The organism is Micrococcus sp. 63XJN7_6_ISO-PGPR-S23-444, from assembly GCF_058072765.1.
In genome coordinates, this window is the sequence record NZ_CM176516.1 from 1,987,561 (window position 1) to 1,999,438 (window position 11,878).

8 protein-coding genes and 1 riboswitch are annotated in these 11,878 nt (G+C 75.7%); of the genes, 6 read left to right on the top strand and 2 right to left on the bottom strand.

Annotated elements, in window-relative coordinates:
- Positions 1–9 precede the first annotated feature (9 nt).
- The gene (locus tag AC3RJ9_RS09135) at positions 10–3,654 is read right to left on the bottom strand and encodes a bifunctional proline dehydrogenase/L-glutamate gamma-semialdehyde dehydrogenase (protein WP_123244319.1); all 3,645 of its coding nucleotides are present in this window, start codon (positions 3,652–3,654) and stop codon (positions 10–12) included.
- A gap of 131 nt (positions 3,655–3,785) precedes the next feature.
- On the opposite strand from AC3RJ9_RS09135, the gene AC3RJ9_RS09140 reads away from it, so the two are divergent.
- A complete protein-coding gene (locus AC3RJ9_RS09140; RefSeq protein ID WP_166437459.1) occupies positions 3,786–4,835 on the top strand; it encodes an agmatine deiminase family protein in 1,050 nt (349 codons plus the stop codon).
- Here the strand turns inward: AC3RJ9_RS09140 and AC3RJ9_RS09145 are convergent.
- Positions 4,801–6,087, bottom strand: a complete 1,287-nt coding sequence (locus AC3RJ9_RS09145; RefSeq protein ID WP_489727638.1) for an AI-2E family transporter — start codon at positions 6,085–6,087, stop codon at positions 4,801–4,803. The genes AC3RJ9_RS09140 and AC3RJ9_RS09145 overlap by 35 nt on opposite strands.
- 46 nt (positions 6,088–6,133) lie before the next feature.
- Positions 6,134–6,239, top strand: a riboswitch (TPP riboswitch).
- Positions 6,240–6,305: 66 nt separating this feature from the next.
- Between AC3RJ9_RS09145 and AC3RJ9_RS09150 the strand changes: the two genes are divergently transcribed.
- The 5 genes from AC3RJ9_RS09150 (at position 6,306) to AC3RJ9_RS09170 (ending at position 11,872) form a co-directional block, all read left to right on the top strand.
- Positions 6,306–7,373 carry a thiamine ABC transporter substrate-binding protein gene (locus AC3RJ9_RS09150; RefSeq protein ID WP_069941405.1) on the top strand — a complete coding sequence of 356 codons (1,068 nt, stop codon included), beginning with the start codon at positions 6,306–6,308 and terminating at the stop codon, positions 7,371–7,373.
- Positions 7,373–9,103 carry an ABC transporter permease gene (locus tag AC3RJ9_RS09155; RefSeq protein WP_489727639.1) on the top strand — a complete coding sequence of 577 codons (1,731 nt, stop codon included), beginning with the start codon at positions 7,373–7,375 and terminating at the stop codon, positions 9,101–9,103. The genes AC3RJ9_RS09150 and AC3RJ9_RS09155 overlap by 1 nt, the downstream gene beginning before the upstream one ends.
- Positions 9,103–9,804, top strand: a complete 702-nt coding sequence (locus AC3RJ9_RS09160) for an ABC transporter ATP-binding protein (RefSeq protein ID WP_036316162.1) — start codon at positions 9,103–9,105, stop codon at positions 9,802–9,804. The genes AC3RJ9_RS09155 and AC3RJ9_RS09160 overlap by 1 nt, the downstream gene beginning before the upstream one ends.
- Positions 9,801–10,307, top strand: a complete 507-nt coding sequence (locus tag AC3RJ9_RS09165; protein WP_002857997.1) for a TetR family transcriptional regulator — start codon at positions 9,801–9,803, stop codon at positions 10,305–10,307. Before AC3RJ9_RS09160 ends, AC3RJ9_RS09165 begins: the two co-directional genes overlap by 4 nt.
- A gap of 212 nt (positions 10,308–10,519) precedes the next feature.
- Positions 10,520–11,872 (top strand): RNase H family protein, encoded by a 1,353-nt coding sequence (locus tag AC3RJ9_RS09170; RefSeq protein ID WP_113913859.1) that lies wholly within the window; start codon positions 10,520–10,522, stop codon positions 11,870–11,872.
- Positions 11,873–11,878 lie beyond the last annotated feature (6 nt).

Sequence of the window (11,878 nt, forward strand, 5' to 3'; positions counted from 1 at the left end):
TCCTCGGGGTCACAGGACCCCCTCGGTCAGATGGTCCGGCGTGCCGAACCGGTGGGCGGTCACGGACACGGCCTGTTCGTGCAGGAACGGCAGCAGCTCCACCTCGCCGGCGCTCACCACGGGGCCAGCGTAGACCGCCACGTCGGGGGTGTCGCCGAGCGCCGCGTGGAGCGCGCGCCGCGCCGCCTCGGCCGCCTCCCGGTCGCCGGCCCAGTCGGCGACGAGCCGGATCCGTGCGTCGCCGCCGCCCTCCGCTGCGGGCGGGACCAGGGCCAGCCGCCGGGCGCGGTCGTGGAACGCGGCGTCATCCTCGACGACGACGTCCACCGGCGCGGCCGTGCCGGCACCCTCCGTGCGGACGGACCGGACCAACTCCTCCACCCGGCCGCGCACGGCCTCGGCCGAGAGCCCGTCCGCGTCGGGCCCCTCCGCGGTGGGGGTCGGGCGCAGGCTCACGGTCATGGGCGCCCCGGCGCGCAGGCCGGCGGAGACGATGCGCAGCAGGTGGTCGGCGGGCCCCGAGTGCCGGCGCACGAGGACCGGGGTGGGGACGTGACGCAGCACGTTCCGCTCGGCCTCGAGCGCGGAGACGTCCGTGGCCACCCCGAACACGGTGGTCCACGCGTGGGTGTCGAGGGCGCGGGCGGTCTCGAGCCAGGACGCACCCGCGCCGTCGGCCTCGGCCCCGGGCCGTCCCTCTCCGCCGGCCCACGTGCGCGCGTCCTCCCAGTCCACGAGGCCGTGCAGGTAGTGCGGCCCACCGGCCTTCGTGGTGGGGCCGACGACGGAACGCTTCCAGCCGCCGAAGGGCTGGCGGCGCACGATGGCCCCGGTGATGCCGCGGTTCACGTAGAGGTTGCCGGCGCGCACGCCGCGCAGCCACACGTCGATCTCCTCCCGGTCCAGCGAGTGCAGCCCGGAGGTGAGGCCGTAGTCCACGGCGTTCACGATCCCGATGGCCTCCTCGAGCGTCTCGGCCGTCATCACGGCCAGCACGGGGCCGAAGTACTCGGTGAGGTGGGCGTCGGCGCCGGGGCGTACGCCGGTGCGGATGCCCGGGCTCCACAGGCGACCCGTCTCGTCCAGCTGCCGCGGGCGCAGGGCCCACCGCTCCCCCGGGCCGAGCTCGGTGAGCCCGCGGCGCAGCTTCTCGCCGGGGGCCTCGATCACGGGGCCCATCTCGGCGCGCGGGTCCGCGGGGTGCGCCACGTGCAGGGACGAGGCGGCGTCCAGCAGCTGCCGGTGGAAGCGCTCGGAGGTGCCCACGGAGCCGACGAGCACCACGAGGGAGGACGCCGAGCACTTCTGGCCGGCGTGACCGAACGCGGACTGGACCACGTCCTTCGTGGCCAGGTCCAGATCCGCGGACGGGGTCACGATCACGGCGTTCTTGCCGGAGGTCTCGGCGAGCAGGTGCAGGTCGGGGCGCATCCCCTTGAACAGCCGTGCGGTGTCCCAGCTGCCGGTGAGGATGAGTCGCTCGACGGCCGGGTCGGTCACGAGCGCCGCGCCGACCTCCGCCTCGTCCTCGTCCGCCAGCGTCACCAGGCGCACGAGGTCCGCGGGGTCGTGCCCGGCGAGCGGGCCGCCGTCGTCGAACAGGCCCGAGTCCCGCAGCCCGGCCACGATCAGCTCCCACGCGACCGCGCCCGTCCGCTCGGACTGCGGGGCCGGCTTGAACACCACGGGCGAGCCGGCGCCGAGCGCGGCAAGGACGCCCCCGACCGGGATGGCCACGGGGAAGTTCCACGGCGGGATCACCAGGGTCAGGCGGACGGGCACGGCGCGGGCGCCCTCCACCGCGTCCAGGCCGCGGGCCAGGCGCGCGTAGTAGTGCGCGAAGTCCACGGCCTCGGAGACCTCGGGGTCGCCCTGGTCCAGGGTCTTGCCGGTCTCGGCGGCGGCCACCTCCAGCAGGCGGGCCCGGCCGGCGTGCAGGGCCCGTCCGACGGCGTCTAGCGCGTCGGCGCGCTCGTGGCCGGTGAGCGCGCCCCAGCGGGCGCCGGGGTCGGCGGTGGCGGCGATGGCGGCACGGGCGTCGTCGGCCGTGGTGGCGCGGTGGGCGCGGACGGTGTCCGCCCCGAGGGCCGAGCCCGGGACGGCCGCGAGGATCCGGCGGGCCCACTCCCGGTTGCCGGGCAGCGCGGGGTCCGTGTCCGGGGTGTTGGCGAAGCCGTCCACGGGGGCGGGGGTCGGCCCGTCCTCCCCGCGGGACCGGTCCTGGAGGCGGTTCGGACGGGGCACGGCCGCGTCCAGGTGGCGCAGCGAGGCGCGGAAGCGCTCCTCCTCGCGGGCGAACAGGTCCGCGTCCGCGTCCAGGTCGAACACGGCGGACATGAAGTTCTCCGGGGAGGCGCCCTCCTCGAGGCGGCGCACGAGATAGGAGATCGCCACGTCGAACTCCTCGGGCCGCACCACGGGCGTGTAGAGCAGCAGGGCGCCGACGTCCGCCCGGACGGCGGCGGCCTGGCCGGTGGCCATGCCGAGCAGCATCTCGAACTCCACCGCGGCCGGGTCGAGGCCGCGGCGCTCGATCAGCCGGTGGGCCAGGGCGACGTCGAAGAGGTTGTGCCCGGCCACGCCGATGCGCACGTGGGCCAGATGCTCCGGGGTGAGCGCGTAGTTGAGCACGCGCTTGTAGTTGGTGTCCGCCTCCTGCTTCGAGCCCACCGTGGCCAGCGGCCAGCCCGTCAGGGAGGCCTGCATCCGCTCCATGGGCAGGTTGGCGCCCTTGACCACGCGCACCTTGACCGGGGCGCCGCCGGCGGCGACGCGGCGCGCGGCCCACTCCTGCAGGCGCACCATGGCCGCGAGCGCGTCCGGCAGGTAGGCCTGCAGCACGATGCCGGCCTCGTAGTCGCGCAGGCCCGGCTGCTCGAGCAGGGCGGTGAACACGTGGAGCGTGAGGTCGAGGTCGCGGTACTCCTCCATGTCCAGGTTGATGAAGGTGTCCCGATCCCGGGCGAGCTCGAACAGCGGGGTGAGCCGCTCGGTGATGTCCGCGACGGCCTCGTCGAACGCGTAGGGCGCGTGCGGCGCGGTGGCGGCGGAGACCTTCACGGACACGTAGTCGACGTCGTCGCGGCGGATCAGCGCGGCGATGCCCTCGAGCCGGCGGTCCGCCTCGCCCTGGCCGAGGATCGCCTCGCCCAGCAGGTTGATGTTCAGCCGGGTGTGCTCGTCGCGCAGGGCCGCGATGGCCTTGCCGAGCTGTCGGTCCCGCGCGTCGACGATCAGGTGGGAGACCATGTGCCGCAGCACGCGGCGGGCCGTGGGGACGGCGATGCGCGGCACGAGCGGGGCGGCGCGGCCGCCGACGCCGAGGACGGCGCGCAGTGCCGGGGGCAGGAAGCCGGGGGCGCGGCCGGCGAGCTCCCGCAGCGCCCGGGCGGCGATCGCGGGGTCCTCGGGGCGGACCACGTGGTCCACGAAGCGCACGATGAAGTCGAGGCCGCCCGGCTCCTTCAGGGCGCCCGCCAGCTGGCGGGCCGCGAAGTCGGCCTCGTGGTCCCGGGACTCGGCGAGCCAGCGCCGCACCTGCGCGACGGCGTCGTCGGCGAGGGCGTGCAGGTCGGCGGGGTCGGGGATCCTGCCGGTCACGCCGAGGACCCGGTCGAGATCGTCGTGGTCCTGGGCGGAGAACATCGCGGTCATGGCCGCACTCTGCACGTGTGCCGGGTCACAGGTCAAACCGCCGCGGCTTCCTGTCCGACGCCTATGCTCGATGGACATCCCCTCGCCGCGCGCCCGCGCGTCGCCGCCGTCTTCCCAGGAGCCCGTCCGCCATGGCCGCCGCCGACCCCGTCCCCACCGACGCGCGGGAGCGCCGGGACGTCGTCGTGCCCGTGTCCGGACCCGAGGACCCGCCCGAGCGGGCCTGGCTCGTCCTGCCCCACCGCCACCCGGTGCCGACGCTGCTGGGGGAGACGCGGGACGCCGTCGTGGGCCTGGCCGAGACGCTCGCCGCCGTGCTGCCGGTCACCGTGCTCGCCCACCCGCGCGACGCCGGGGCGGCGCGGCTGGTGCCCCCGGAGGTGGACCTGCTGCGCGCGCCCGTGGGCTCACCGCTGCTGGGCCGCACCGGGCCGAGCTTCGTCCGCCGCCCCGAGGGCCTGGCCGCCGTCGCCTGGCGCAGCGCCGCGGGACTGACCGGGACCGGGCCGCTCGACGGCGCGGCCGCGACGGCCGTGGCGGAGGCGGCGGGACTGCCGCTGCTCACCCCCCTGCTGTGCGCCCCGCGCGGGGCCTGGGTGAGCGACGGCGAGGGGACGGCCGTGGTGGCCGCGGACCCCGTGCTGGACGGGCGGATCAACGGCGCGTGGACCCCCGGCCAGGTGGCCGCCGAGTTCGCCGCCCTGCTGGGGATCACCCGGGTGCTGTGGGTGCCGCCGGCACCGCGGCCGGACACCGGGCCGTGGGGCGGGCCCGGCCACCTGGCCTCGTGGGTGCGGCTGGGGGGCGACGGCGAGGCCGCCGTGCACTGGCGCGGCGACCGGTTCCACCCCGAGCACCCCTACGCGGCGGCGGCGCTGCGCTTCCTGCAGGGCGCCGACGACGCCGCCGGCCGGCCCCTGCGCGTGCGCACGGTGACCGGGGCGGCGCAGCCCGCCGCGTACGACCCGGCCGAGCGGGGCCCCCGCTCCCTCCTGGACACGCTGCCGCTGGGCGCGGCGGTGCTGCGGCCGGCGTTCGAGGACGCCGCGGGCGAGGAGGCCGCGGCCGCCGCGTGCGCGGCACTGCACCCGGGGCTGGCCCAGCTGTCGTTCCCCGCCCCGCCGCTGCTGCGGCTGGCCGGCGCGCTCAACGACCTGGTGCTGCTCCAGCCTCGCCCGTGACCTCGTCCGCCGCGGGGCCCTCGTCGTCCCCGCCGTCCGCCGAGGCGCGGTCCTCGTCTCCCCCGTGCGCGTCGGATCGCCAGGCCGCCGGGCGCAGCCGTTCCAGGAGCGAGGACTGACGGCGCTCCATGCCCTTCAGGTCGGAGGCGATGAGCGCGTTGATCCAGCGGGCGTTCGGGTCGGCGTCGATCAGCACGGCCTTGGCCAGCAGCGTGCAGGGCAGCGCGAGGATGGCGCCGAGCGGCCCGAGGACCCAGGCCCAGAAGAGCAGGGAGAGGAAGCTGACGGTGGGGATCACGCCGATCGCGTCGCCGGCCACCTTGGGCTGGATCACGGACTGCAGCACGAAGTTCAGCACCGAGTAGCTGACCACCACCCACAGGAAGTCGGACCAGCCGCCCGCCGCCAGGCCCAGGACGGCCGGCGGCAGCAGGCCGATGATGAAGCCGATGTTCGGGACGTAGTTGGTGAGGAAGCTGAGCACGCCCCACACGAGCGCGAGCGGAACGCCGATCAGCATGAGGGCGATCACGTCCAGCACCGCCACGATCAGGCCGAACACCGTGGTGACCACCCAGTAGCGGCGCACGCCCTGGGCGAACTCGACCAGGGCGTGGCCGAACTCGTGGCGGGCGGTGCTGAGCAGGCGGACGCGGCGTTCGACGTCCATCGAGTCCATCGCGAGGAAGAACATGCCCATGATCACGGTGACGAGCAGGCCGAAGACCGCGTAGACGTTCGTGGCGATCTTCGTGATGGCGCTGACGGCCGTCCCGGTCACGGTGCTCATGTCGATCGAGGCCAGCTGCTGGGACACCATGTCCGGGGTCACGCCGCGCTCGTTGAGCCAGTGCGAGACGTCCAGGACGATCTGCTGGAAGCGGTCCGCGTACTTCGGCAGCTCCGCCACCAGCTCGAGGCCGGACCACACCATCATGCCCCCGAACACGGCCATCACCGCGACGACCAGCAGGACGGTGGTGGCGGCCCCGAGCACGGGGTGCAGGCCCCGGCGGATGAGCCAGGCCTGCAGGGGATAGACCACGATCACGAGGTTCAGCCCCAGGAAGACGGGCGCCGCGATGGAGGCGATCCCCTGGAAGAACTGCACCACCAGCACCAGGCCCGCGAGCGTCAGGACGATCACCAGCATGCGCGGCCACATGCGGTGGGGGCGGCGGATGTCCCAGTCGGAGGCGGGGCTGGACGAGGCGGGCGGCGGGGTCACCCCCGCGGGCTGTGCGGCGCTCACGCGGGCAGTCTATGCGCGGGCCGGACGGGGTAGGGTCGGGACCAGTCCACATCGACAGGGGAGCGCCCGCGCGGCGCTGAGAGTGCGGTCCGCCGCAGACCCTCGAACCTGCTCCGGTCCGCACCGGCGAAGGAAGTCGAGTCTCCCGGTCGACGTCGTCCCGGGATTCCGGTGGCGGCCTCGTCCCGGCCCCTCTGCCGTCCCAGAGGAGAACCGCCATGTCCCGCACCCCGCACCGCGCCCTCGCCGCCCTCTCGGTGGCCGCCCTCGCCCTCACCGGCTGTTCGGTGTCCGGCTCGTCCGGCGACGGGGCGTCGTCGTCCGCCTCCGGGGCCGGCGGCGGCGAGTCGACGACCGTGACGATCATGACGCACGACTCGTTCAACCTGCCCGAGGAGCTCGTCCAGAAGTTCGAGCAGGAGTCCGGCTACACCCTGAAGACCACGGCCCCCGGCGACGCCGGCAGCGTGGTGAACCAGCTCCTGCTGGCCAAGGACGAGCCCACCGTGGACGGCGTCTACGGCGTGGAGGACCACTCGGCGCACCGCCTCGTCCGCGAGGGCGTCGTCGCCGAATACACCCCGCAGGACCTGCCCGCCTCCGCGCAGGACCGGATGGTGGAGGACCGCATGACCCCGGTGGACCAGGGCCAGGTGTGCTTCAACACGGATCCGGCGTGGTTCACCGCCCACGACGTCGAGGCCCCCACCTCGATCGACCAGCTCGACGACCCCGAGTACGCGAAGCTGACGGTCGCCACCTCCCCCGTGGCCTCCTCCCCCGGCCTGGCGCTGCTCGCGGCCACCACGGAGAAGTACGGCGACGACGGCTGGCAGGACTGGTGGCGGGGCCTGATGGAGAACGGCGGCAAGGTCGCCGACAGCTGGTCCGACGCCTACAACTCGGACTTCTCCGGCGGCGAGGGCAAGGGTCAGTTCCCGGTGGTGCTCTCCTACTCCTCCTCCCCCGCGTTCGCCCCCGAGACCGAGGTGATCGAGGACTCCTGCACCCCGCAGGTCGAGTACGCCGGCGTGCTCGAGGGCGCGAAGAACCCCGAGGGCGCGCAGGCGTTCGTGGACTTCATGCTCACCGAGGAGGTCCAGTCCGCCCTGCCCGAGTCGATGTACATGTACCCGATCGACGAGTCGGTGCAGCTGCCCGAGGAGTGGGCGCAGAACGCGCCGCTCGTCGAGGACGCCATCACCCCGGACCCCGCCCGCATCGACGAGCGCCGCGAGGACCTGCTGAAGGAGTGGACCGCCCTGTCCGAGGCCTCCCGGCGCTGATGTCCGCGCTCACCGAGGTCGCGGCCCCCGGCACGGACCTGCCGCGCCGGCGGGCCCGCGGCCGGGGGGACGGGCTCGGCCCGTGGTGGCTGGTGGCCGCCGTCCTGCCGGTCGCCTTCCTGCTCGTCTTCTTCGCGTGGCCCGTGGCGGCCATGCTCTGGCGCGGGATCGGCGGCGACGCCGACGCGTTCACCGGCGCCGTGGACCTCACCGCCTTCGGGGAGACCCTCGCCCGCGAGCGCACGTGGCGCATCCTCGGCCAGACGCTCGGCATGGCCGCCGCCGGCACGGTGGTCTCGGTGGCGCTCGGCCTGCCGACCGCGTTCGTGCTGCACCGGCGTCGCATCCCGGGGCGGGCCGTGCTCCGCGCCCTCGTGCTCGTGCCGTTCGTGCTGCCCACGGTGGTGGTCGGCGTCGCGTTCCGCGCCCTGCTCGCCCCCGGCGGACCGCTCGGCTTCACCGGGCTGGACCAGACGACCACCGCCGTCGTGCTGGCCATGGTCTTCTTCAACGTGTCCGTGGTGGTGCGCCAGGTGGGCGCGCTGTGGAACGCGCTGGACCCGCGCCAGACCGAGGCCGCCCGCACCCTGGGCGCCTCGCCGTGGCGGGCGTTCCGCACCGTGACGCTGCCCCAGCTCGCCCCGGCGATCGCCGCGAGCGCGGCGCTGGTGTTCCTGTTCTGCGCGTCCGCGTTCGGCATCGTCCAGACGCTCGGCCGGCCCGGCTACGGCACGCTCGAGTCGGAGATCTGGGTGCAGACCTCCGTCTACCTGGACCTGCGGACCGCGGCGGTGTTCTCCGTGCTGCAGTTCGCGGTGGTGCTGGCCGCCGTCGTGGTCTCCGGCGTGACGGCGGCGCGCACCCAGCGGGCGCTGCGCCTGCGGGAGACGCCGCCGGCCCGGCTCACGCGCGCGGACGCGGTCCCGGTGGCCGTGATGCTCGCGGTGGTGGCGCTCGTGGTGGCGCCGATCCTGACGCTCGTGGTGCGCTCCTTCCACACCCGCCACGGCTGGGGGCTGGGCAACTATCGGCTGCTGTCCACGAGCGCGGGCAGCGGGTTCGTGGGCGGGTCGACGCCGGCCCAGGCGCTGGAGCAGTCCCTGCGGGTGGCCGTGGACGCCACGCTCGTGACGCTCGTGGTGGCCGTGCCGCTGGCCCTGCTGCTGACCCGGCCCTTCCGCTCACGCGCGGCGCTGGTGGCCCAGCGGGCCCTCGACGGCGCCCTGCTCCTGCCGCTCGGGGTGTCCGCGGTGACCGTGGGCTTCGGCTTCGTCGTGTCCCTGCGGGCCACGTTCCCGGAGCTGGCGGCCTCGGGCGTGCTCGTGCCGCTGGCCCAGGCGGTGGTGGCGCTGCCGCTCGCGGTGCGGGCGCTCGTGCCCGTGCTCGCGGCGGTGGACCCCCGGCTGCGAGAGGCCGCGCGCACCCTCGGGGCGGGCCCGTGGCGGGTGCTGGCCACGGTGGACGGCCCGTTCCTCGCGCGCGGCGTGGGTGTGGCCGCGGGCTTCGCGTTCGCGGTGTCCCTGGGTGAGTTCGGGGCCACGAGCTTCCTGGCGAGCCCGTCCGCGCCCACCCTGCCGGTGCTGATCGCCCGGCTGCTGGGCCGGCCGGGCGCGGACAACTACGGGATGGCGCTCGCGGCGGCCACGGTGCTGGCCGTGCTGAGCGCCGGGATCATGCTGGTGTGCGAGCGGCTGCGCCCCCGGGGCCCGGCCGGGGCGGGAGGTCTGTGATGACGCCGACGACGACGGGGGCCTCCCTCCGGCTCCGGGACGTGGCGATCCGCTATCCGGACGGCTCCACCCCCGTGCGGGGGACGGACCTGGACGTGGCCGCCGGGGAGATCGTGGCGCTCGTGGGCGCCTCCGGCTCGGGCAAGTCCACCATCCTGCGCGGGATCGCCGGGCTCGAGGACGTCGTGGCGGGCACGGTGGAGCTCGACGGGCGGGACGTGGCGGCGGTGCCGACGCACCGCCGGGGCGTGGGGATGGTGTTCCAGGACGGGCAGCTGTTCCCGCACCGGACCGTGGGCCGGAACGTGGCGTACGGCCTCGAGTCCGCCGGCTGGGACCGGGCCCGGCGGCGGGCACGCGTGGCCGAGCTGCTGGACCTGGTGGGCCTGACCGAGCTCACGGACCGGCCCGTGCAGCGACTCTCCGGTGGGCAGGCCCAGCGCGTGGCGCTCGCCCGGTCGCTGGCCCCGGCCCCGCGGGTGCTCCTGCTGGACGAGCCGCTGTCCGCGCTCGACGCGGACCTGCGCCGGCGCCTGGCCGAGGACATCCGGGCGGTGCTGCGGGCGGCGGGGACGACCGGCGTCGTCGTCACCCACGACCTCGCGGAGGCCGCCGTGATGGCCGACCGCACCGTGCGCCTGGGCGCGGGGGGACGCATCGCGGCGGAGGAGGACGGCCCGGCGGTAGCCTCTCAGGCATGACCCCGCCCGCACCCCGCCCCCGGCTGACCGCCCAGGACGTGGTGGACGCCGCCGTCGGGATCCTGCAGGACTTCGGCATGGGCGACCTGTCCATGCGGCGCGTGGCCGGGGTGCTGGGCGTGCAGGCCTCCGCGCTGTACTGGCACGTGCCGGACAAGCAGTCGCTGCTGGCGCGGGTGGCGGACCGGATCGTCGCCGAGGCGGAGGAGACCGTGCGCGCCCGCCGCGTCACGGACCTGGCGGGCCGCGCCGAGGCCGCGGAGGCCGCCCTGCTGCGGCACCGGGACGGGGCGGACGTGGTGCTCTCCGCCCTCGCGCTCGGGCTGGGCGGCCTCGGCCTGCACCGTCTGCTCACCGAGGCGGCGGACACCCCGGAGGACGGGGAGCGGGCCCTGGCGCTGCTGCTGGGCACCGTGTCCCTGCGGCAGCAGCGCGCGCAGGCGCAGGCGCTCGGCGTGCCGACCGGCCCGGACGTGCAGCGGCACCGCACGGACCCGCTCTGACGCCTCGTCCGACGCGGCCGCGCGGGAGGCCGAGGAGAGGAGACCTGCCTCCTCACAGGTGCGCTCGGTAAGGTCGCCCAGAGCAGAACAGGTCGGGACGGGTCGTCCCCTTCGTCCACGGCGATCCCGCCCGACCGCCGCAGGACCAGCATGGCCCGCCGGACCCGGCTCACAGTTCCGGCGCGGTCCCCTTCGACACAGCCGGCGAAGCCATGGGAGCACGGATCAACCACCCGCGGACGGTCGTGGACCGGACGCTGCATCACGACGTCGAGCCCGCACACCCCGCGGCGCTCGTCGACGTGGGCTGGGACTTCCGTGGCCCGGGCGCCAAGGCGGAGGAGCAGCACCGCCCGCTGCGCGTGGTCCGGGCCCGCCGGCCTCGGGGCACCCCGCGGGACCGGAACGGCGTCGACCTCACGCGCACCGGCCCCGTCGTCCCCCGCCCCTCCCCGCCGCGCACCCGGATCCGCCGGGACGGCGTCCGCGTGGTGGCCAGCCCGCTGGCCATGCTGCCCGGCGTGGACCACGGCCCCGCCCTCCGCCTGGACCTGCACCCGACGACGGGGGGCATCGTCTACGTGGCCCGCGAGCTCGAGCTGCGCGAGCTCGGCGACGACGTCCGCGGCCACGTCTACACCGGGATGGTCGGCACGGCGCATCTGAGCGCCTTCTGGTCCACCGTCACCGTCGACCTGCCACCGGAGCGCCCGGTGATCGTGCGGCTGCGCTCGGACCGGGACGCCGAGCTGCTCTCCCTGCTCGAGGTCCTCGCCCCCGTGGACACGCGCGTGGTCTCCTACCGGCTCGACGAGTCCCCCGTGGGCACGCAGCGCTCCAGCTACCTGCTGCCGGACGTGGACCCGGAGACGGTCGCCCAGACGGGCGCGGCCCGGATCCCGCTCGAGGCCATCGAGGCCGCCCAGGAGGAGGAGGACGCGCTGCGCCGCTCCTCCGGCGTCTTCCTCTCCCGCCGCCGCACGGACCGCTTCCTGCGCCGCAACCTGCCCGGGGTGACCCACAGCCTCACGTTCGCGGACGAGGCGGACGTGACGGACGTGTACGTGGACGGCTCCGTGCTGCGCGGCTCCCGCATCGGCGGGGCGGCCGCCGTCGCCGGGCCGAGCATGTGGGCCGTGCAGGCCGTGGCCGGGGCCACGATGCCGCTCGAGGTGGAACTCGAGGCGCTCGTGCTGGGGCACGTGATCTGCGCGTGGGCGGGCACCCCCGGCGGCCGGGTCACCATCCACTCGGACTCGCGCGCCGCGCTGGCCCTGCTCAACGCCGCCCGCCGCGAGCGGCTCACCCTCGGCGGCGCCCGGGGCGAGCGCATCCGCCGCACCCTGCGGCGCCTGCTGGCCGCCGTCGACCTGGCGCAGGCCGCGGACGTCCAGGTGGACACCACGTGGGTCAAGGGCCACGTGGGCGTGCACGGCAACGAACTGGCCGACGACCTCGCCCGGGCCGCCGCCCGCCACGCCAGCGTCGGCACCCCCGAGGGGGACCTGCCCGAGCGGATGGGGCAGCTGATCCAGCTCCGCGTCGAGGACGACGCCGCCGGCTGACCCCGG